Here is a 21,393-nt window from a genome sequence, read left to right as displayed (position 1 = left end):
CCATGTCCTACAAAACCTACGAAGAGTATTCTCAACCTTACGTTGATGAAATCAAATCCAGTTATGAGTCTATTTTAAAAAATATTGGAGAGGATACAACTAGAAACGGTATTGTAAAAACACCAGAAAGAGCGGCTAAAGCTATGCAGTTTTTGACACAGGGATATAACATGGATCCAAAAGAAATACTTCTTGGGGCTATGTTTGAAGAACCTTATGACGATATGGTCTTAATCAAAGATATTGAGTTGTATTCCTTGTGTGAACATCATATGTTGCCTTTTTTTGGTAAAGTTCATGTGGGATATATTCCCAATGGGAAAATTGTAGGTTTAAGTAAAATTCCTAGAATTATAGACGTGTTTGCAAGACGGCTACAAGTACAGGAACGTTTAACTCATGATATTTTGGAGTGCATTAACGACACCTTGCAGCCTAAAGGAGTAGGAGTTGTTATCGAAGCTCAGCACATGTGTATGATGATGCGAGGAGTGCAAAAACAGAATTCAGCAACGACAACCTCAGGATTTAGGGGGGAATTTAAAAATCAAGAAACACGAAGTGAATTTTTGAAACTTATAGGATAATTATTTCAGTTTTAACCGCAAATAAAGCTGCCTTATGATTGAGGCAGTTTTTTGTTTAATACCATTTTCTGGTGAAGAGTTTAAAAAGTGTGGATAAATCTAAGGTAACAAGGAATCGAATGCGCTGATCGTAGTTTTCATCTCTAAATTCCCAACCATTGCTAGAATAGACGGGTAAATAAAGCTCGAAATAATCTTCAACAAAATTAAGTCGGATTCCAGAATCGTATACAAAGCGAGGATTGCTAAAACTATTCTTAAAAAAGCCAGCATCTCCGTAGACAAATATCCAGTTCCAAATAGTTGTACTCACATTGGTAGAGACTATCCAATCATCTGCAAAACGCTGATCGAATTGAGACTTGAAACCGCCTTCTGCCATAATAAATTGCTGGCTGAATAGCCCACTTTCTTCACTTCGTCCATAATAATTATAATCAAACAAATAATCTGAAGGTCTGTCTAAAGCAAAGCTAAAGTAGTTGGAGTTTCGTGTATCGTTATATAAAAACAAACCTCCATAAAATCTAAAATTAATTTGTCGGTTATTATTATATAATTTTCTAAAACTTAAGGTTGTAGAGACTTTACTGAATTTTTTAGCAATTTGGTAATCGATAGAAGAGGTCAAAAACCGATCTAAATTTTTGTTTGAAAAGTTATAACGAATATTAAATATGTTGTAGTTGGGTTCTTCGGTTTCTATAAATTCACTTTCATCCTGATCTACATTTACGGTTCTTACAGATAAACTATGTCTACTGTTATCTCTTAAATCCTGAGGTCTATAGGTCATGGTTATAAAACTCGAGTATCGGTTATAAAACAAGTCCTGATCGTAAGAAAATCTAGAACCATTGAGTCCATACCTAACCGCAAATAAATCCTCTCCCTTAAAAAATTGGGTGTAATCTATAGAAGCTCCTCCTACTAGAGCATTGCTGGTTAGGCCATATTTCGGAGTGACTTTGTAGCTCAATTGTTTGGGTAACAGCGATGTATTGTATAGCTTGGGACCAAAGGCTAAACCATCATACAAGTTGTAAGTGAATTCTGGAATCAGAAATAACTGGTTGTATTTTGGATCTTCAATGTCTTCCAATACCCTGAATTGGAATGGCTTATTTAATATTTTACCCCTACTTTTAAAATTATTTCTTTGATCAAATTCAGGAATTATTTCTTCATAATTTACCGCCAATTGGTCACTTCCAAGATCTTTTAAATAAATTATAGTATCGTTATAAAAAGCATTTACCCAATCTTTAGAAATCACCTCCTTATCCTTAAGTTGATAAACGGCCACAGGCATAGGATTTCTGGTCTTATTTAAAAGTCTTACTTTAATAGAATCCGATACTTTAGTAATCTTATCTATTTTAAAATCAATATCCTTATTGCTTCCTAAATAATTGGCAGAGAACCAAGTGATATCTTTATCAGTTAATGAAGAAAGTAAATCGAAGTAATCGTCTGGATCTGAATATTTTAATTTATGTTTTTCATAGTAAAGATTTAAGCTTTCATTTACTGTTTCTTTACCTAAATAATCTTCCAAGTATTTGAAACCTATACCACCTTTATAAGGGTTCGAAAGTTTTTGATTGAACTTGAGTAGACTGTCTTGCGGGAAATCGACGGCTTGACCAAAATTTTGTCTTATGGTAGTTTCATGAATAAATTGATATCGATCATTGAACATGAGGTCGGAAGCGTAAAACCACTTCACTCCAAAGAAATTTGAAAAACTTCCTAATAGTTTTACATCTGGATAATAGGTTTCTACATAATCCATCATGGTTTTTACTAAAATGGCGTCTAGAAACCATTGATTTTCTCTTACATTAATTAAAAAAGACCTTCTTAAGTATTGATCCGTTATAGCCTTCAAGAGCTTAATATCATACTGAAACCCATCCGGAAAAGGCCGGATAAAACTAGGAAGTTGGTTAAGACCATATACAGGAGAAAGATTGTATTCTTCTTCGGTAATGAGCATAGTCTCGAATCCAAATTCACCTAATTTTTCCTCTAAAAAGTACACAATTCTATCGGTTATAAGTGCTTCAATTTCTGGACGCAAGTCACTATCTTTTAAATTGGTGAAGATCTTTACATGGTCTGTTTGTATCACCTTAAAATTATCAATACGTTTTACAAAAAGAGGAGAACCTACCATTTGCTTGGCCTTGAGTTTTATTTTCTGAAAACCAGTTAGATCTCCAGTAGATTGGGTTTGATCAAAATTGGAGCGAATGGTGTATTGATTTGGAATTTGTATGGTAATGTTATAGTCCAGTTTTTGAGAAGGATAATCATTGAGGTCTTTATGACTATACAAGATCCAGTCTTTTTCATAAACAGCAGGAACAATTAGCCAATTTTTGAGTAATAATTCCCTTTGATTCCAGCCAAAGCCTGTAAATTTTTGATCTGGAATGGTCAAGGTATAAATGAAATTGACCTCTACAGAAGCTTTTGAGGCTAGAGCTTGGTCTAAATTTAACTCAATTAAATCGGCTTGCCCTTCAACATAGCTCCATTGGGATTCTCCGAGATTCGTAGATAACGAGTGAATTTGTGTACCACCTCTTTCAAGACTAGAGGCAAAGTGAAATCTACGAACATAATCTTGAGCGTAGCGCTTAGCAAGCGGGCTTTCCTTATCGGAAAACGCATTCAACCAATTGTAAAAGTAAATGGTCTCCATGGCTTTACCGCTTGTATTCTCATACGTGATCGTTTGCTGGATGGTGAAGGTTTTTAAATCCTCAGACGATTGAATATCAGAAACAATTTTATTTTGAGAAAAGCTCAAAAGAGAAGTAAGGCCTAGAAAGAGAAAGGTGTAAGTAGTTTTCAATTTGATATTATAAATTTTTCTGTATGAGGCATTTGTTCAATCTTTAAATAATACAAACTAATAGATAATATAGAAACATCTAATTTATTAAGTATGTCCAAAATCGCTAAAATTATTGACTTCTTGCCCTAAATTATCAAAAATGGATACCTTTTTAGATAGTAGGTGTAGGTAAATTTCAAATTTAAGGCTGATATAGCAAAATTAAATTAAGAATTGTCTAACAAATGGATTTTAACACCACCGTTTAGAAATTTGGACTCAAATCATATTCATTATAAAATTTATCCAAAATATCAACGACTTCATCCTCGGTATCGACAAGATTAATCAAGTCTAAATCCTCCTCACCAACCGTTTTAAATTTTTCAACCAAAGTCGATTTTATCCAGTCCATAAGTCCACTCCAGTAATCTTTACCAACTAATATGATAGGGAATTTATCAATTTTTCCTGTTTGTATCAATGTAATCGCTTCAAAAAGTTCATCAAGAGTTCCAAAGCCTCCAGGCATTACTACGAAGCCTTGAGAGTATTTTACAAACATGACTTTTCTAACGAAAAAATAATCAAAATCTAAACTTTTATTTGCATCGATGTAGGGATTGTCATGCTGTTCAAAAGGTAAATCAATATTTAGCCCTACCGATGTTCCTCCTCCTAGGTTAGCGCCTTTGTTTCCTGCTTCCATTATACCAGGTCCGCCGCCTGTAATAATCCCATAACCCTGCTCTACAATTTTACTTGCTACTTTCACAGTTAGTTCATAATATTTATCCTTAGGTTTTGTCCTTGCGGAACCAAATATAGAGACACATGGACCTATTTGACTCATTCGTTCATATCCATAAACGAATTCACTCATGATTTTAAATAAAGCCCAACTATCGTTAGTCTTTATTGCGTTCCAATTTTTATTTTGCTTATCTACCATTTTAAAGTATTAGTTGAGTTCTTTTCTTAAAAATTCTGCTGTATAGCTTTTTTTGTCTTTAGCAACTTGTTCAGGAGTTCCTTTTGCAACGAGTTGTCCTCCCTTTTTTCCTCCCTCATAACCGATATCAAACATATAATCTGCAAGTTTTATCACATCCATATTATGTTCAATAATCAATACCGAATTTCCTTTATCTACAAGTTTTTGTAAAACCTCCATAAGGACTTTAATATCTTCGAAGTGAAGTCCAGTAGTAGGTTCGTCCAAAATATAAAACGTATTTCCAGTGCTGATTTTGGAAAGTTCCGATGCTAGCTTTATACGTTGTGCCTCTCCTCCAGATAAGGTGGTGCTCTGTTGACCTAATGTGATATAGCCTAAACCGACGTCTTTTATTGTTTTCAGTTTGCGATATATTTTTGGGATAGGCTCAAAGAAATCTGTCGCTTCATCAATTGTCATTTGCAGAATATCACTTATGGATTTACCCTTAAATCGTATTTCCAAAGTTTCTCTGTTAAACCGTTTGCCCATACATGTTTCACATTCCACGTATACATCTGGCAAAAAGTTCATTTCTATAACTTTTAAGCCTGCGCCTCCACAAGTTTCACACCGTCCACCTTTAACATTGAAACTAAATCTCCCAGGCTTATAGCCTCGAATCAAGGCTTCTGGAGTTTTAGCAAATAGATTTCGTATTTCTCCAAAAACACCCGTATAGGTTGCAGGATTGGAGCGTGGTGTTCTTCCAATAGGGGATTGGTTAATATCAATAACTTTATCTAGATGTTTTAAGCCTCGCACTGTTTTATGCGGTAAAGCCTCCATCTTACCATTAAAAAAATGGTTATTCAACACTGGATATAAAGTATCATTGATAAGTGTAGATTTTCCACTTCCAGATACTCCTGTCACTACAATAAGCTTTCCTAAAGGAATTTTAATAGAGATATCCTTAAGATTATTGCCGGTCGCATTCATGAGGTGAAGATGCTTTCCATTGCCTTTTCTTCTCTTTTCCGGAACTTCAATTTTCTTTTTCCCAGAAAGGTAATCTGCTGTAAGTGTGTTGTGAGTGAGAATTGTTTTCGGAGTGCCTTCGCTTATAATCTGTCCGCCATTTTTGCCAGCATGAGGACCAATATCAATGACATGGTCTGCACGCTCTATCATATCTTTATCATGCTCTACGACAATTATAGAATTTCCTACATCTCGAAGCGAGACTAAAGAATTGATGAGTTTTTCGTTATCACGCTGGTGCAAGCCAATGCTAGGTTCGTCCAATATATAAAGAACGCCCACAAGTTGAGAGCCTATTTGCGTGGCAAGTCTTATCCTTTGGGCTTCTCCTCCAGAAAGGGTTTTGGAGCCTCTATTTAAGTTAAGGTAATTTAGTCCAACATCTTCCAAAAACGAAAGTCTAGTTTTTATTTCTTTAATGATCTCTTCAGCTATTTTTTGCTCGCTATTACCGAGTCTAGATAGTAAATCTTTAAAAAAGGCAACCAATTCGTCTATATCCATATTTACAATATCTGCGATATTTTTACCGTCGATTTTGTAGTATAAAGATTCTTTTTGAAGCCTGCTTCCTTCACAGGTTTCACATGGCTTTTTATCCATGTATTTTTTGGACCAACGCTTCAGCGATGCCGAAGATTCTTTTTGATTGAAGGTATCTTCAATAAACTTGGCAACACCTTCAAAATTATAACTGAATGATTTACTGACTTTAGAGGTTTCGCTATATTTTTCGAATCTTGCTTTTCCTCCGTGGAGGATAATATCCAAAGCTTCTTTAGGTATGTTTTCAATTGGATCTTTTAAATCAAAATTGAAGTGTTCTGCTATGGCTTTCAGCTGTTTGAAAACCCAGTTGTTTTTTTTCTCTTTGCCATGAGGCTCAAGACCACCATCTCTAATAGAGAGATTGGTATCTGGAATGATGCGGTCTAGATTAATTTCAAAAACCTCACCTAATCCATTGCATTTAGGACAAGCACCTTTTGGGGAGTTGAACGAAAAATTATTAGGTTCTGGATTGGGGTAAGAAATACCAGAAGTGGGACACATTAAATTACGGCTAAAGAATTTAGGCTTTTCCTTGTCGTGCTCTAGAATCATCATCACATTATTGCCTTGCTTCATCGCTGTCGAAATGCTATCGCTCAAACGTTTGTTGGAGTTAATCTCATCATCGATTTTTAATCGATCCACCACAACTTCAATATCGTGAATTTTATACCGATCCACTTTCATGCCTTTCTCGATGTCTTTTATCTCTCCATCGATTCTTACTTTTAGAAAACCTTGTTTAGCAATCTGCTCAAATAGTTCTCTGTAATGACCTTTACGAGACCGTATAACTGGAGCGAGAATATTTACTCGCTTATTCTTAAAGCCTTCAACTATATTGTTTTGAATTTGTTCATCGGTAAAACTTACCATCTTTTCACCAGTCTTGTAACTGTAGGCCGTACCAACACGTGCATATAAAAGTCTAAGAAAATCGTAAATTTCTGTGATGGTTCCTACGGTACTTCTAGGACTTTTGGACGTCGTTTTTTGTTCAATAGCAATAACAGGCGATAAGCCATCAATTTTATCAACATCTGGACGTTCCATTCCACCCAAGAATTGCCTAGCATAAGCCGAAAAGGTTTCTATATACCGGCGTTGACCTTCTGCATAGATGGTATCGAAAGCCAATGAAGATTTCCCAGAACCAGATAAGCCTGTGATGACCACAAGCTTATTTCTAGGTATTTTGACATCGATGTCTTTTAAATTATGAACTCTAGCCCCAAGGACTTCAATAAACTCTTCTTTTTTTTCCATAGCGATTTCAACGCGCGAATTTAAGTAAACAAAATGATATTTTTGGGTTTAATACCATTAGCTTAGGTATTGTTGAAACCTTAAGTGAATACACCTATTCGACATAAGACAGAACAGTCTAAATAGTGATGCCAGCAGGTAATAAATCTTTGTATTTTAATCTGTTTTTTCTGAAAAACCTCGCGATTTCTGGAGAGGTAGGCATCACCTTAAAGCGTGTATCTTCAAAGCTATCGAGGATTTTTGAAATGAAAAGATCTTGAACTTCGGAATCTTTATAAGTGTCTGGAACAGTTAATTTGGTAAGAAAAATTTTGCGCTCTTGTTCAGAAAATTCAGCTGTTAATATTTCACCTTCAATTTTAGCCTCATACTGCCTTTGGAAATCATTTTTGATAACCTCAAATTCTATTGTTTTCATGCTTGAATGATTTATGAAGGATCGTTAAATCCATAAAACTAAAATTACATAAATCCTGTAAAGATTTATCTAATAATTTATCGATTTACAAAGGTAAACAATAAATTTATAACTTATTTTTGTAATTAACTCTTACCCAAATTAAACAAGTGTGATCAATGTGTACATGATGCCAGGGATGGCTGCTAATCCAACAGTTTTTGAAAGAATTGAGTTGCCAGTTGAGGAGTTTAAAATGTTATGGCTGACTTGGAAAATCCCTAAGAAAGAGGAAAGTTTAAAAGCTTATGCTCATAGAATGGTTGAACCAATTGAAAAAGATAAGCCTGTGGTTTTGATAGGAGTTTCTTTTGGTGGAGTTTTAGTTCAGGAAATGAGCAGGTTTTTGATGGTGAAACGATTGATTATTATTTCTAGCGTAAAGACAAAACAAGAATTACCAGCACGAATGAAGCTCGCAAGATACAGTGGAGTTTATAAAATTTTACCTACTGGTTTATTAAATTACATAACCCAAATTGAAAAATTGCCTGTAGGTAGTACCATCAGAAAGCGTTTAAAACTTTATCAACAATATCTTTCTGTGAATGATAAAAATTATTTGGAATGGGCCATTAAAGAAATGTTATGTTGGGAGCAAGTTCAACCCATTGAAGACATAATTCATATCCATGGAGAGGAAGATTTAGTTTTTCCGATAAAGAATATCAGTGATTGCATTCGTATTCCAAGTGGAACACATATTATGATCTTAAATAAATATAGATGGTTTAATGCCAATCTACCTGGATTAATTTCAGAAGGAATTTTACAACATCAAAAAATAAACTAGAACATGAAATTAGATACCTTTTTTACAAAATCGATTTTTACAGTAGGGGTGGCCACCTTAACCCTTGGAGGTTATTTTGCCATAACCAGTTTTATAGCTAACTACGATGAAGACGTTAAAACTTCTCCAGAAAAAAGTTTTGAAAATGATTACAATGTTTTTGCGATAGACTTGCCGGAACAAATTGATTTTGCAGGAGAAAAAATTCCTTTAGATATTCCAGATATCAAAGAAAGGTTAGATCGTGAGTTGTTAGTCAATACTTACTGGCAGTCCAATGCTCTGCTTTTGATAAAGAGGGCACATAAGTACTTTCCTATTATTGAGCCTATTTTAAAGAAGAATGGAATTCCAGATGACTTTAAATATTTAGCGGTTGCGGAAAGCGGTTTAGAACACGTAGTTTCTCCTGCAGGCGCTACAGGATTTTGGCAAATCATGAAAGGGACTGCACAAGATTACGGTCTTGAAGTCAACAATAATGTTGATGAACGCTACCATATTGAAAAAGCTACTGAAGTAGCTTCTCAATACCTAAACAACTCTAAAGAGCGTTTTGGAACTTGGACATTGGCCGCAGCCTCCTACAATGCTGGTAATGCAGGAATATCTAGAGAATTAAAACGACAAGAGGTAGACGATTATTTCGATCTACTTCTCAATCCAGAAACATCCAGGTATGTTTTTAGAATCGTAGCTTTAAAGCATATTCTATCCAATGCTGAAGATTTTGGCTTTCATTATGAGGATAAGGATCTTTATGAAATGAAGCCTATAAAAAAGGTAGAAGTCGATACCGCTGTAAGTGATTTCGTAAATTTCGCTAAACAGTTTAATATGAATTATAAAACCTTAAAAATTCATAATCCTTGGCTTAGAGATAAACATTTGGATAATTATTCCAAGAAAGTTTACAAAATTGAAGTTCTAAAATAAAAACCTTTAGTATGAGTCTATTGATAATTTTAGCCTTGGTGGTTATTGGCCTAATTGCTGGCTTTTTAAGTGGCATTCTCGGTGTTGGTGGGGGAGTAGTGATGGTTCCACTTATGGTCCTACTTTTAGGATTTTCACAACACCAAGCTCAAGGAACGAGCCTTGCAGTTTTAGCAGTTCCGGTAACGCTAGCAGCAGCCTACAACTATTACCAAGATGGTAGTTTAAATTGGAGATATGCTTTGGTCATGGCACTTATGTTCGTGATTGGCGGATATTTGGGGTCAAAATTAGCCATAAGCTTAGATGAAAAGGTCTTAAAACGAATTTTTGGAGTCGTATTAGTAGTCCTTGGATTTAGAATGATTTTCGTTAAATAAACTATAGATTTTCATAGCTTTTTAAGTCTAAAATATCTTTTTCTATAGCCTCTAGACAAATTTTAGTAGCTATTCTTACGTCTACTGAAGGATGAACCTGTTTATTTTTTCTGATGTTTAAAATGGTCTTATCCCGACCTAAGGTTATAGAGATAGGAATTCCTAATTTGTGCTTCAGCATTTTAATAGTTTTGGTTTCAGTATTATATAATTCGTTGACATATAAGACTTTAATTTTAGGGTGAAACTGTTTAGAAAACTGAATAGCATCGCTTCGCGTATCCCACATTATTAGTACAAAATCCATCCAATCTCCATGGGTGCTTATGAGTTGATTTAAGGCATCAACTTCACCATTACTAGGCACACACCAAGACGAATAACTCATGAGATACGAAGGTTTTTTCAAATCATATAGATGGTTAATTTTATTGTTGATACTGTAAACTCTAAAGTTATCTAGAAGTGTCCCCTTAAGTTTAAGACTGACTAAAGAATCAAAATAATTATCGGTAGAATTGTGATTTCCGTGATTAAAATTAAACTCTGATTTTGTCTGAAACTCATCGTGATGTAATGCTAACATTTGGGAAAATAGAAGACTGTCATTTTCTTCTGTAGGTTGAGAAAAAATTGATAATGAAAATATAAAAAAGAAGGTAAAATTTATCAATATGCTTCATTATTTGTTAATTTTTAAATTTAAGCAAATTAATTACCAACTCCTCAATCAATCTTTCTGTCTATTTAGCAATTATTATTAATAAGTAATTTTTATTATCTTATATTTGTTACAACCAATACATTAAGTTATTCATTCTATGATAAATAACCTACAAGAGCATCCTGAAAAACTTAGAGAAGTTTTAGACAAAACACTTCATCGGTTTAAAAACAATCTCCAAACTCAATTGAGTTTGATGAACATACAGTCGGCTACAAACCGAAACTATTTTGACGATAGAAAAGTAATCGTAGATAGAATCTTTGCCCTTACTTATCTTTATGATTTATTTTATAAGTCCAATAAAGAAGAAGATTTACCAACTGATACTTTTATTTCTCTGCAATCTTATTTATTGCAATTCCTTCAATATTTAAAAAGCTCTACCTCCGAGATAGATTTCGAATTAATAGACACTTCGCTTTCAAAAGTAGAGGTAGATGACCTTTTAATTCTGGCTTATATTCTGGTGGAGATGAATGATTTTAGAATGAGTCTCAACGATCGTTTGTCTTTAGAATTTGGTCACAATACAAAAAACTTGAGCCTTAAGTTTTCCTATTCTAGTATTGAAAATCATGAAAAGTTTTATAACTTATTTGAAAAGGAGTTTAAGATATTTGATTTGTTGGTGAAACAACTTAAAGGAAAATTCGATTATAAAAGGAAATTTGTTAGACTATCATTCCCAATCCTATGAAAACAAAAATACTAATAGTAGAAGACGACAAACTGGTCTCTTTTGAAATCCAGTCTATTCTTAATGAAAACGGCTTTGATGCCAATATTTGTGAGAGCTACAATTGTTGTATTAAAAATTTAGACACTTTTAAACCTGAACTCATTTTGTTAGACATCGATTTGAGTAAAAAATACGAGGGTATACAAATAGGCTCGTATTTAAATTCGAAGTCAAAAATCCCATTTATTTATATCACAGGCTATACAGATTTGGAGACCATTAAACGCATTCAAACGACTAAGCCCGTAGGCTATCTTTCTAAACCCTTTAGGGATGTCGACATCATAAGTAATATTGAATTGGCTTTGTATAACAAAAAAGCCTCTCTTGATGATACTGGTAACCATGAAGTTGAAGAAGATAGTAAATACTCTAAACCTATTAAAAGAGCATTAGAATATATTGATACTAACATCAATCAAGAAATTAAAACGGATGAGCTTATCCGTGTTTCAGGCTGGAGTAAGTTTCATTTTATAAGAGAATTTGCTAAGGAAGTAGGGAAAACGCCTTACCAATACATATTTGATGAGAAAATGAAATTGGCTTCCTCAAAACTAAAGAACACCTATCAGTCTATAAAAGAAATAGCTTTTGATTTAGGTTATACATCCAATTCTAGCTTTACAAATGCCTTTGTAAAACACTCAGGAATTTCGCCATCCAGTTTTAGAAAAAAATATTGTAGGTAAATTAGAAGCGCTTCATTTGCTGCTTCATCATTTGTATTTGCTCATTAAGCATTCCATGCTTGTCGAGTGATTTTGCTTCCTTTAAAAGCAGTTGTGCTTCTCGCTTTCTGCGTTTAGTCATAGCAATACCGGCTAGATTTAATTTGGCCATAGCTAAATCCTGCTGCATGGACAAGCCTAACTTTATTGCTCTTTTGAAGTATTTCTCAGCTTTTGTCATATTAGTTTGAGAAAGTAGTAGACCATGAATATAATTGAAGTAACCTTGCTGTTTTTGAGTTAGAGCTGTCTCAGGATTTTTAATCCTATCCAACCATTTTCGAGTCCCCTCAAAATCCTGTTTCCTCAATCTTAAAAATGCCATCAAAATCATTTCGTTTTTGAAATAAAGAAAGATAAATATTCCTGAAAAAAGAATAAGAGCAATACCATTACCAATAAAACCCTCAACAATTTGGAATATGCCAAAAGCGATAAGAAGGCCTGCAATGATAAGCTTGAAATTTTTATGAAACATGGTTTTATTTTTGATTGCAAATCTAGCAAAAACAATTGAAAAAAACTTTATTATTAGGTTTGCAAAAATAAAAAGGAAACGTATATTTGCACTCAGTTTTCAAAAATAGATAATAGATTTAAAGAGATAAAAAATGAAAAGAACTTTTCAACCTTCCAATAAAAAAAGAAAGAATAAACACGGCTTTAGAGAGAGAATGTCCTCTGTAAACGGTCGTAAAGTCCTTAAAAGAAGAAGAGCAAAAGGAAGAAAAAAATTAAGCGTTTCTTCCGAAATGAGTCTTAGAAAACGATAAGAAATGAATCATTAAATTCACAATATAAGGTGTTGCTTTAAGCAACGCCTTTTTTTATACCCAATAGTCTCACTTTTTATAATCCTTACTATGCCAAAAAACAATTCCATCAAGACCATCTTACTCATAGGCTCAGGCCCTATTGTTATAGGTCAAGCCTGTGAGTTTGATTATGCAGGTTCTCAATCCTTAAGATCTCTTCGTGAAGAAGGTATAAAAACAATTTTAATCAATAGCAATCCTGCTACGATTATGACCGATCCTTCTATGGCAGATCATATCTATTTGAAGCCATTAACGACTAAGTCCATTATAGAGATCCTAAAAGTGCATCCAGATATTGATGCTGTTCTTCCAACTATGGGAGGACAAACGGCCTTAAACTTATGTATTGAAGCTGATGATAAAGGTATATGGGAAGATTTTGGTATTAAAATTATTGGAGTAGATATTGACGCGATCAATATCACAGAGGACAGAGAAAAATTCAGAAAATTAATGCAACATATTGGAATAGGAGTGGCTCCGTCCAAAACGGTTACGTCTTTCCTTCAAGGAAAAGAGGTAGCGCAAGAATTTGGATTTCCTCTTGTAATTCGTGCTTCCTTTACCCTTGGTGGTAGTGGAGCATCTATAGTCTATTCAGAAGATAGTTTTGAAGAGCTTCTTACTCGTGGGCTCGAAGCCTCTCCAATTCATGAAGTCATTATTGATAAGGCCTTGATAGGTTGGAAAGAATACGAGTTAGAACTCCTTAGAGATCGCAATGATAATGTAACTATAATCTGTAGTATTGAAAATATGGATCCCATGGGTATCCATACTGGCGACTCTATAACTGTTGCTCCAGCTATGACTCTTAGTGATAGGACCTATCAAAAAATGAGAGATATGGCCATCAAAATGATGCGGAGCATTGGTGATTTTGCTGGAGGGTGTAATGTACAATTTGCAGTAAGTCCAGATGAAAAAGAAAAGATTATTGCCATAGAGATAAACCCGAGAGTGTCTAGATCCTCAGCCTTAGCCTCTAAAGCAACTGGGTATCCTATTGCAAAGGTGGCTTCAAAACTTGCTATAGGCTACCATTTGAACGAACTTCAGAATCAAATCACTCAAACTACATCTGCATTTTTTGAACCTACATTAGATTATGTTATTGTAAAAATACCACGTTGGAATTTTGATAAATTTGAAGGATCAGATAGAACCCTAGGCTTGCAAATGAAGTCTGTAGGAGAAGTGATGGGGATTGGACGCTCTTTCCAAGAAGCTTTGCATAAAGCCACTCAATCTTTAGAAATAAAAAGAAACGGACTTGGTGCCGATGGGAAAAGCTATACGGATTACAATCAAATTTTAAGCAAACTAGAATATGCGAGTTGGGACAGGGTGTTTGTGATTTATGACGCTATTCAGTTGGGAATCCCACTAAGCCGCATTCATGAGATCACCAAAATTGATATGTGGTTCCTTAAGCAATACGAAGAGCTATATAGTTTAGAAAAAGAAATTTCAAAGTATGATATCAAAAGCATCACTAAGGAATTAATGCTTGAAGCTAAGCAAAAAGGCTTTGCAGACCGACAAATCGCTCACATGTTGAAGTGTTTAGAAAGCGAGGTGTATACCAAGCGGGAGGAGCTCAATGTGAATAGAATTTATAAGTTAGTCGATACTTGTGCAGCAGAGTTTGAAGCCCAAACCCCTTATTACTATTCCACTTTCGAAGCAGATGTTATTGATGCCAATGGAGAAAAAGTTCTAGCCAACGAAAGTGTGGTAACCGATAAAAAGAAAGTTATTGTCTTGGGGTCTGGACCTAATAGAATAGGGCAGGGAATCGAATTCGATTATTGCTGTGTTCATGGAGTAATGGCAGCAGCGGAATGTGGTTATGAAACGATTATGATTAATTGTAATCCTGAAACGGTATCCACTGACTTTGATACAGCAGATAAATTATACTTCGAACCTGTTTTTTGGGAGCACATTTACGACATCATCAAACACGAAAATCCTGAAGGGGTCATAGTTCAACTAGGAGGACAAACAGCTTTAAAACTGGCTGAAAAGTTGAGCAGATACGGTGTCAAGATTTTGGGAACAAGTTTTGAATCCCTAGATCTAGCCGAAGACAGAGGAAGTTTTTCTAAATTACTACAACAAAATAATATTCCATACCCAGAATTTGGGGTAGCAGAAACAGCAGACGAAGCCTTGGCTTTAGCGGAAGAACTCGATTTTCCTATTTTAGTAAGACCTTCCTATGTTCTAGGAGGCCAAGGGATGAAAATTGTGATTAATAAAAGAGAGCTAGAAACTCATGTGGTAGACTTATTAAGGAAAATCCCTAACAACAAACTATTATTAGATCATTATTTGGATGGAGCTATAGAGGCTGAAGCAGATGCGATATGCGACGGAGAAGACGTGTATATCATAGGAATTATGGAGCATATAGAACCTTGTGGAATCCACTCTGGAGATTCTAATGCATTATTACCACCTTTCAATCTTGGAGATCTGGTATTAGAACAAATAAAAGATCATACCAAGAAGATTGCGTTAGCTTTAAATACAGTGGGTCTACTCAACGTGCAGTTTGCAATAAAGGATGATAATGTATATATTATTGAAGCTAACCCGAGAGCATCAAGGACAGTTCCATTTATAGCAAAAGCTTATAAAGAGCCTTATGTGAATTATGCCACTAAAATCATGTTAGGAGAGAAAAAGGTGAAGGATTTTAGTTTTAATCCTCAGCTTGAAGGGTATGCAATCAAGCAGCCAGTTTTCTCGTTTGATAAGTTCCATAATGTCAATAAGCAATTAGGACCAGAGATGAAAAGTACCGGGGAAAGCATACTATTTATTGATAGCTTAAAAGATGATACTTTTTATGAACTATACGGAAGACGTAAAATGTACTTAAGCAAATAGAAATGGCACTTATTCAATCCGTTAAAGGAGTTTTACCAGTTATCCCAGAGTCTTGTTTTTTGGCAGAGAATGCTACTGTTTTAGGAGATGTTAAGATGGGAGCTGATTGTAGTATTTGGTACAATGCTGTTATTCGAGGAGATGTTAATTCTATTGAGATTGGAAACGAAGTTAATATACAAGATGGTGTGATCATTCACTGTACTTATCAAAAAGCAGCAACAAAAATCGGGAATAAAGTTTCTGTAGGGCATAAGGCTATTCTTCACGGTTGTACCATAGAAGATAAGGTATTGATAGGTATGGGCGCTATAGTGATGGACCATGTTGTTGTAGAAACGGGAAGTATCATAGCTGCAGGCGCCATTGTTGTCTCTGGAACTCGTGTTGAAAAAAACACAATTTATGCTGGTATTCCAGCTAAAAAGCTGAAAGATGTTTCCAAAGAAAATAAAGAAATGATAGAAAGAACAGCAGACAATTATAGGATGTATCAAACTTGGATAGATTGATTTTGACTACTCCTAATAAGCAAAAAGCCCGTTTGTAAAAACGGGCTTTTTGTTTGAGTTAGAATTTATTATTGGTTTCTAAAAATCAGCTTGTCATCAAATTGATCTAAAAGTATAATGCTATCGGTTTTAATTTTTTCAGCTAAAATCTCTTTAGATAGCATGTTAAGGACTTCTTTTTGGATCGTTCTCTTAACAGGTCTTGCTCCATATTGTGGATCAAAGCCAATCTTGGCTATATACTCGATAGCTTCTTCCGTGGCGTCTATAGTGATACCTTGTTTCATCAGCATTTTTTTAAGCCCCTTGAGCTGTAATCCAACAATTTCTTTGATGTTGTCTTTCGATAATGGAGTGAACATAACCACATCATCAATTCTATTTAGAAATTCTGGTCTTACACTTTGTTTCAATAAGCCTAAAACTTCCACTTTAGCACTTTCCATTGCACTTTCAACATCTTTAGTCGTATCATACTTTTCTTGGATAATATGACTTCCAATGTTAGAGGTCATGACTATAATACTATTTTTGAAATCAGCGAGTCGACCCTTGTTATCGGTTAATCGACCTTCGTCTAAAACTTGTAATAAAATATTAAACGTATCGGGGTGCGCTTTTTCAATTTCATCTAAAAGTATAACAGAATAAGGCTTTCTTCTTACCGCTTCTGTTAACTGCCCACCTTCTTCATAGCCGACATATCCTGGAGGTGCGCCAACCAATCTACTTACGGAGTGTCTTTCTTGATATTCACTCATATCTATTCGTGTCATCGAGCTTTCATTGTCAAACATGTATTCCGCAAGCGCTTTAGCTAATTCCGTTTTACCCACACCAGTAGTCCCTAGGAAGAGGAAAGAACCTATAGGTCTATTTTGGTCTTGAAGCCCGGCACGACTTCGCCTTACGGCATCAGAGACTGCTTGTATGGCTTCTTCCTGTCCAACAACCCTTTTGTGTAATTCATCTTCAAGTTTTAAGAGTTTTTCTCGATCAGATTGAAGCATTTTTGTCACTGGGATTCCTGTCCATTTAGCAACTACTTCTGCAATATCTTCATAATCAACCTCTTCTTTGATAAGAGTGTTTTTGGTTTTCTGGCTCTCGAGCTGTTCTTGTAATTTACCGAGTTTTTCTTGAGTTTCTTTTATTTTGCCGTACCTATATTCAGCTACTTTGCCATAATCACCTTCGCGTTCTGCTCGTTCTGCTTCAAGTTTAAAATCTTCAATATCAGTTTTTAATTTCTGGATATTATCAACTACATCTTTCTCATTTTTCCATCGGGCATGAAGCGTATTGCGTTCATCCTTAAGATCTGCTAAGTCAGCTCTAAGCGATTTCAGTTTAGTTTCATCCTTTTCCCGCTTAATAGCCTCAATTTCTATTTCCAACTGCATCACTTTCCTATCCAGTACATCCAATTCTTCGGGCTTCGAATTTATTTCCATCCTTAATTTTGAAGCTGCCTCATCCATTAAATCGATAGCTTTATCAGGAAGAAATCTATTGGTAATATAGCGTTGAGAAAGTTCCACAGCCCCTATGATGGCCTCATCTTTAATCCGGACTTTATGGTGAGCTTCATACTTCTCTTTAATCCCTCTTAGGATAGAAATAGCACTTTCGGTATCAGGTTCATTCACAATTACCTTTTGAAAACGTCTTTCTAAGGCTTTATCTTTTTCAAAGTATTTTTGAAATTCATCTAATGTTGTAGCGCCTATTGCTCTTAATTCGCCTCTAGCTAAGGCTGGTTTTAAAATATTAGCGGCATCCATTGCGCCTTGACCTCCTCCAGCGCCTACAAGAGTATGGATTTCGTCTATAAATAAGACAATATCTCCATCACTTCCTTGCACTTCTTTGATAACTGATTTTAATCGTTCTTCAAATTCTCCTTTATATTTTGCACCTGCAATTAGTGCTCCCATATCAAGACTATAAATCTTTTTAGATTTGAGATTTTCTGGGACATCTCCTGCAATAATCCTGTGGGCCAAACCTTCTGCAATAGCTGTTTTACCTGTACCAGGCTCACCAACAAGCATAGGGTTATTCTTAGTCCTTCGAGAAAGAATTTGGAGAATTCTTCGTATTTCTTCATCTCTACCTATAACTGGGTCCAACTTTCCTTCTTCAGCAAGTTGGTTTAAGTTTTTAGCATATTTTTCTAAAGAATTATAATTATCTTCTGCATTTTGAGAGGTTACTTGATTGCCTTGACGAAGTTCTTGTATAGCAGACTCTAGAGCTTTTTCTGTGACCCCTTGATCTTTTAAAACTTGAGCAACCTTACTTTTACTTTTAAATATGGCTAAAATTAAATGCTCAATAGAGACATATTCATCGTTCATTTTTTTTGCAATAATGCTAGCTTCATTAACAGTTTTACCCGCTTCTCTAGACAATACAATGTCACCACCAGTTACTTTTGGGAAACTCTCTAGATTTTTATCTAAAATTTGAAGAAATAATTGAGTATTGACATTGAGCTTCTTCAAAAGAAAAGGAGTTACATTTTCATCAACTTGAGTTATAGCTTTAAAAATATGTTCGTTCTCGATTTGCTGATGTCCAAGTTCTTGTGCAAGTAACTGAGCTTTTTGTATAGCATCTTGTGTTTTTATGGTGAAGTTTTTAAAATCCATGATGTTTATGTTTTAAAATACTAACTCAAAGCATATACCTTAAAAAAAATATTGCCATTATGGCAGTAATAAAAGCCTTTCAACTAACATTTTGTCATGTAATTAATTTCATCTGAAAAAAAATAAATTTACTTAACAATATTTTTGATATATTCGTATGAATTCAAAAAATATTTAACATGAAAAACAAATACATTGTTTTTTTTCTTCTTGTGTTATGCTTTTCTTTTAGTCAAGCTCAAGTTACCAATGAAGGTACACCAAAGAGTTGGGAATTTGAACTTGAATCAAATAAGACCTTAAGTCTTCCTAGTTTTGATTTAAAATCTTTGCAAGTAGAAGATGAGATTAATGACGAATTAGAAAATCAGCCTTACAGGTTTGGTTATGAACATCAAGTGAGTTTAGATTTTAAAGATGGGAAATGGACTGAACTCAAAAATGGAGATAGAGTTTGGCTACTAAACATTGTTTCCAAAGGCGCTAAAACATTGAATTTTTTATTTGATGAATATCACCTTCCTGAGGGAGCTAAACTTTATTTTTATAATGAAGATAAAACAGATCTTTTGGGAGCCTATACCTCTTCTCAAAATAGAGATGATATACAATTTGGCAGCTGGCTTATCGACGGAGATAATATTTGGATAGAATATTTTGAACCTGCAAACGCTAAGTTTAAAGGTCAACTTCATATTTCTAAAGTGGTTCACGGGTACAGAAGTGTAACGGATATTCCCCAACTAAATAAAGCATTAAATAGTTCTGGCCCCTGTAATCAAGACGTAGATTGTCCTGTAGGTCCAGACTTTGATGATTTGAAAGAAGAATTAAAGAAATCGGTGGCTATGGTTGTTGTTGGTGGCAGTGGTTTTTGTTCAGGCTCTTTAATAAATAATACAAATAATGATGGTGCACAGTATTTTTTAACAGCAAATCATTGTATTGGGAGTTCTGTCGCCAGTTGGGCTTTTCGTTTCGATTGGAGAAGCCCAGACCCTTCATGTTCTACGACTACAAACTCTACAAATGGTCCTTTTAATCAGACGGCCAGTGGAGGATCTATTTTAGCTAGAAATGTTAAATCTGATTTTGCTTTGGTGGAAATTAATGCTCCCCTACCATTTAACTGGGATTTAGTTTGGGCAGGCTGGGACCGAAGCGGTGATATTCCAAATTTCACAGTGGGTATTCACCATCCTAGAGGAGACATCATGAAAATTTCGAGAGATGACGATTCTCCTGCAAAAAATTCTAGACCCTTTGGAGGAATTAGCAATATGGATAATTGGTTTTTGGATGAGTGGGAATTGGGTGTAACCGAACCTGGTTCCTCAGGTTCACCTCTTTTTGATCAGAATGGTAGAATTGTTGGTCAACTTGCTGGGGGTCGTGCTGCTTGTAGTGGTACTGTGAATAATGGAGACTTTGATTATTATGGAAGATTTGATGTGTCTTGGGATTTTGGAAGTAATTCAACTTCAAGATTACAAGAGTGGTTAGATCCTACAGGTACTGGAGTTGTTGTTTTAGATCAATTTCCACCTTTACAAGTATTTGATAATGACGTGGCATTAGTAATAGATAATGTAAGTAGTGCTATCTGTGGAGATCAAGCTTTTCCTGTTTTTAGTATCCTTAATAAAGGAAATGAAGTTGTAACTAATGCTACATTAACCTATCAAATAGGTACCCAATCTGAAATAAGTGTAGACTGGTTAGGCTCATTAGCAATCGGTGAAAGTGAAGAAATTATTTCTCCTACTCTTACCCTTTTAGATGGAAACTTATTAATTTCTTCATTAGAAATTGATGGTATTCAAGATGAATTTCCTGATAATAACTCTATTACAAGAACAATAGACAATTTTCAAGACGCTACCTATAATGCAGAAACAGTAGTTTTAACATTATTAACTGATGAATATGCCTCTGAAACTTCTTGGGAGTTTTACGATCAAGATGGAAACTTATTAGCCCAAAGTCAAGGAGGATTTGTTGATGATACAACTTATACTGAAACTTTTGAAGTTGACCCTGATAGTTGCTACGAATTTGTAATATTAGATACAGCTAATGATGGTATTTGTTGCGGATTTGGTAATGGCTCTTACAGTTTGGAGACAAATTCTGGTGAACTCATAGTCGAAGGGGGTGATTTTGGAGGATCAGAATCTACTAGTTTTAGAATTATCGATAATTTATCATCAACTGGATTTGATTTTAGCTCTAGTTTGAGCATTTATCCAAATCCGGCTTCTGCTTTTGTTCAAATAGAAATAAATTCAAATGAAGAATTTAATGTGGAGCTATTTGATATGAGTGGTAGACAACTTTACCAAACTCAAATGAATGGAGATATATCCATTGATTTAAATGCTTACGCCACAGGAATTTATTTTGTGAAAATAGGCGATGGAGCAAATTCTATTACTAAGAAAATTATCAAAAAATAAATAAACTTTGTCCTTTAATTCAAAAGCCTTGATCAATTATGATCAAGGCTTTTTATTT

17 protein-coding genes are annotated in these 21,393 nt (G+C 34.7%); 10 read left to right on the top strand and 7 right to left on the bottom strand.

Annotated elements, in window-relative coordinates; all coding sequences use genetic code 11:
• Window positions 1-2 precede the first annotated feature (2 nt).
• The gene (gene folE, locus PGOND44_RS06940) at window positions 3-587 is read left to right on the top strand and encodes a GTP cyclohydrolase I FolE (RefSeq protein WP_003438908.1); all 585 of its coding nucleotides are present in this window, start codon (window positions 3-5) and stop codon (window positions 585-587) included.
• Window positions 588-642: 55 nt separating this feature from the next.
• Here the strand turns inward: folE and PGOND44_RS06935 are convergent, their stop codons facing one another.
• From PGOND44_RS06935 to PGOND44_RS06920, 4 genes are all read right to left on the bottom strand, one after another.
• Window positions 643-3,450 (bottom strand): gluzincin family metallopeptidase, encoded by a 2,808-nt coding sequence (locus PGOND44_RS06935; RefSeq protein ID WP_003438905.1) that lies wholly within the window; start codon window positions 3,448-3,450, stop codon window positions 643-645.
• Window positions 3,451-3,697: 247 nt separating this feature from the next.
• On the bottom strand, window positions 3,698-4,384 hold the full coding sequence (locus tag PGOND44_RS06930; RefSeq protein WP_003438903.1) for an LOG family protein: 687 nt from the start codon (window positions 4,382-4,384) through the stop codon (window positions 3,698-3,700).
• Between the two features lie 9 nt (window positions 4,385-4,393).
• Window positions 4,394-7,231, bottom strand: coding sequence for an excinuclease ABC subunit UvrA (gene uvrA, locus PGOND44_RS06925; protein ID WP_003438901.1), 2,838 nt, complete (start codon window positions 7,229-7,231; stop codon window positions 4,394-4,396).
• A 118-nt stretch (window positions 7,232-7,349) separates the two neighbouring features.
• Window positions 7,350-7,652 carry an N-acetyltransferase gene (locus tag PGOND44_RS06920; protein ID WP_003438899.1) on the bottom strand — a complete coding sequence of 101 codons (303 nt, stop codon included), beginning with the start codon at window positions 7,650-7,652 and terminating at the stop codon, window positions 7,350-7,352.
• 166 nt (window positions 7,653-7,818) lie between these two features.
• On the opposite strand from PGOND44_RS06920, the gene PGOND44_RS06915 reads away from it, so the two are divergent.
• Genes PGOND44_RS06915 through PGOND44_RS06905 form a run of 3 tightly spaced genes read left to right on the top strand, consistent with a single transcriptional unit; the run spans window position 7,819 to window position 9,800 of the window.
• The gene (locus PGOND44_RS06915) at window positions 7,819-8,484 is read left to right on the top strand and encodes an alpha/beta hydrolase (RefSeq protein ID WP_003438898.1); all 666 of its coding nucleotides are present in this window, start codon (window positions 7,819-7,821) and stop codon (window positions 8,482-8,484) included.
• A 3-nt stretch (window positions 8,485-8,487) separates the two neighbouring features.
• A complete protein-coding gene (locus PGOND44_RS06910) occupies window positions 8,488-9,420 on the top strand; it encodes a lytic transglycosylase domain-containing protein (protein WP_003438896.1) in 933 nt (310 codons plus the stop codon).
• Between the two features lie 11 nt (window positions 9,421-9,431).
• Window positions 9,432-9,800: a sulfite exporter TauE/SafE family protein gene (locus PGOND44_RS06905; RefSeq protein ID WP_003438894.1), complete on the top strand. Its 369-nt coding sequence runs from the start codon at window positions 9,432-9,434 to the stop codon at window positions 9,798-9,800.
• A gap of 1 nt (window position 9,801) precedes the next feature.
• Here PGOND44_RS06905 and PGOND44_RS06900 read toward each other — a convergent pair whose 3' ends face one another.
• Window positions 9,802-10,386, bottom strand: a complete 585-nt coding sequence (locus tag PGOND44_RS06900; protein ID WP_236611970.1) for a thioredoxin — start codon at window positions 10,384-10,386, stop codon at window positions 9,802-9,804.
• 235 nt (window positions 10,387-10,621) lie between these two features.
• Between PGOND44_RS06900 and PGOND44_RS06895 the strand changes: the two genes are divergently transcribed.
• Window positions 10,622-11,224 (top strand): histidine kinase dimerization/phosphoacceptor domain -containing protein, encoded by a 603-nt coding sequence (locus tag PGOND44_RS06895; RefSeq protein WP_003438890.1) that lies wholly within the window; start codon window positions 10,622-10,624, stop codon window positions 11,222-11,224.
• Window positions 11,221-11,958: a response regulator transcription factor gene (locus PGOND44_RS06890; RefSeq protein WP_003438888.1), complete on the top strand. Its 738-nt coding sequence runs from the start codon at window positions 11,221-11,223 to the stop codon at window positions 11,956-11,958. Before PGOND44_RS06895 ends, PGOND44_RS06890 begins: the two co-directional genes overlap by 4 nt.
• Window position 11,959: 1 nt before the next feature.
• Here PGOND44_RS06890 and PGOND44_RS06885 read toward each other — a convergent pair whose 3' ends face one another.
• Window positions 11,960-12,475, bottom strand: a complete 516-nt coding sequence (locus PGOND44_RS06885; RefSeq protein ID WP_003438886.1) for a hypothetical protein — start codon at window positions 12,473-12,475, stop codon at window positions 11,960-11,962.
• Between the two features lie 133 nt (window positions 12,476-12,608).
• Here PGOND44_RS06885 and rpmH point away from each other — a divergent pair, with 133 nt between their 5' ends.
• The 3 genes from rpmH to PGOND44_RS06870 all read left to right on the top strand — a co-directional run bounded on the left by rpmH (window position 12,609) and on the right by PGOND44_RS06870 (window position 16,225).
• The gene (gene rpmH / locus PGOND44_RS06880; RefSeq protein ID WP_003438882.1) at window positions 12,609-12,770 is read left to right on the top strand and encodes a 50S ribosomal protein L34; all 162 of its coding nucleotides are present in this window, start codon (window positions 12,609-12,611) and stop codon (window positions 12,768-12,770) included.
• 90 nt (window positions 12,771-12,860) lie between these two features.
• On the top strand, window positions 12,861-15,713 hold the full coding sequence (carB, locus tag PGOND44_RS06875; RefSeq protein ID WP_003438868.1) for a carbamoyl-phosphate synthase large subunit: 2,853 nt from the start codon (window positions 12,861-12,863) through the stop codon (window positions 15,711-15,713).
• 2 nt (window positions 15,714-15,715) lie between these two features.
• Window positions 15,716-16,225 carry a gamma carbonic anhydrase family protein gene (locus tag PGOND44_RS06870; protein ID WP_003438865.1) on the top strand — a complete coding sequence of 170 codons (510 nt, stop codon included), beginning with the start codon at window positions 15,716-15,718 and terminating at the stop codon, window positions 16,223-16,225.
• A gap of 68 nt (window positions 16,226-16,293) precedes the next feature.
• Here the strand turns inward: PGOND44_RS06870 and clpB are convergent, their stop codons facing one another.
• Complete coding sequence (clpB, locus tag PGOND44_RS06865) at window positions 16,294-18,879, bottom strand: ATP-dependent chaperone ClpB (RefSeq protein WP_003438862.1); 2,586 nt, start codon at window positions 18,877-18,879, stop codon at window positions 16,294-16,296.
• 179 nt (window positions 18,880-19,058) lie between these two features.
• Here clpB and PGOND44_RS06860 point away from each other — a divergent pair, with 179 nt between their 5' ends.
• Window positions 19,059-21,335: a T9SS type A sorting domain-containing protein gene (locus PGOND44_RS06860; RefSeq protein ID WP_003438859.1), complete on the top strand. Its 2,277-nt coding sequence runs from the start codon at window positions 19,059-19,061 to the stop codon at window positions 21,333-21,335.
• Window positions 21,336-21,393: the final 58 nt, after the last annotated feature.

Origin of the sequence: Psychroflexus gondwanensis ACAM 44, assembly GCF_000355905.1 — a bacterium.
GTDB lineage: Bacteria > Bacteroidota > Bacteroidia > Flavobacteriales > Flavobacteriaceae > Psychroflexus > Psychroflexus gondwanensis.
The sequence above is the reverse complement of the archived record's forward strand: the minus strand, read 5'-3'. Positions and strand labels throughout refer to the sequence as shown.

Bases quoted from the DNA above. Each gene is read 5' to 3' on its own strand.
- folE (WP_003438908.1), top strand. From the start codon at position 3: ATGTCCTACAAAACCTACGAAGAGTATTCTCAACCTTACGTTGATGAA.
- PGOND44_RS06930 (WP_003438903.1), bottom strand. From the start codon at position 4,384: ATGGTAGATAAGCAAAATAAAAATTGGAACGCAATAAAGACTAACGAT.
- uvrA (WP_003438901.1), bottom strand. From the start codon at position 7,231: ATGGAAAAAAAAGAAGAGTTTATTGAAGTCCTTGGGGCTAGAGTTCAT.
- PGOND44_RS06920 (WP_003438899.1), bottom strand. From the start codon at position 7,652: ATGAAAACAATAGAATTTGAGGTTATCAAAAATGATTTCCAAAGGCAG.
- PGOND44_RS06915 (WP_003438898.1), top strand. From the start codon at position 7,819: ATGATGCCAGGGATGGCTGCTAATCCAACAGTTTTTGAAAGAATTGAG.
- PGOND44_RS06910 (WP_003438896.1), top strand. From the start codon at position 8,488: ATGAAATTAGATACCTTTTTTACAAAATCGATTTTTACAGTAGGGGTG.
- PGOND44_RS06905 (WP_003438894.1), top strand. From the start codon at position 9,432: ATGAGTCTATTGATAATTTTAGCCTTGGTGGTTATTGGCCTAATTGCT.
- PGOND44_RS06900 (WP_236611970.1), bottom strand. From the start codon at position 10,386: ATGTTAGCATTACATCACGATGAGTTTCAGACAAAATCAGAGTTTAAT.
- PGOND44_RS06895 (WP_003438890.1), top strand. From the start codon at position 10,622: ATGATAAATAACCTACAAGAGCATCCTGAAAAACTTAGAGAAGTTTTA.
- PGOND44_RS06890 (WP_003438888.1), top strand. From the start codon at position 11,221: ATGAAAACAAAAATACTAATAGTAGAAGACGACAAACTGGTCTCTTTT.
- PGOND44_RS06885 (WP_003438886.1), bottom strand. From the start codon at position 12,475: ATGTTTCATAAAAATTTCAAGCTTATCATTGCAGGCCTTCTTATCGCT.
- rpmH (WP_003438882.1), top strand. From the start codon at position 12,609: ATGAAAAGAACTTTTCAACCTTCCAATAAAAAAAGAAAGAATAAACAC.
- carB (WP_003438868.1), top strand. From the start codon at position 12,861: ATGCCAAAAAACAATTCCATCAAGACCATCTTACTCATAGGCTCAGGC.
- PGOND44_RS06870 (WP_003438865.1), top strand. From the start codon at position 15,716: ATGGCACTTATTCAATCCGTTAAAGGAGTTTTACCAGTTATCCCAGAG.
- clpB (WP_003438862.1), bottom strand. From the start codon at position 18,879: ATGGATTTTAAAAACTTCACCATAAAAACACAAGATGCTATACAAAAA.
- PGOND44_RS06860 (WP_003438859.1), top strand. From the start codon at position 19,059: ATGAAAAACAAATACATTGTTTTTTTTCTTCTTGTGTTATGCTTTTCT.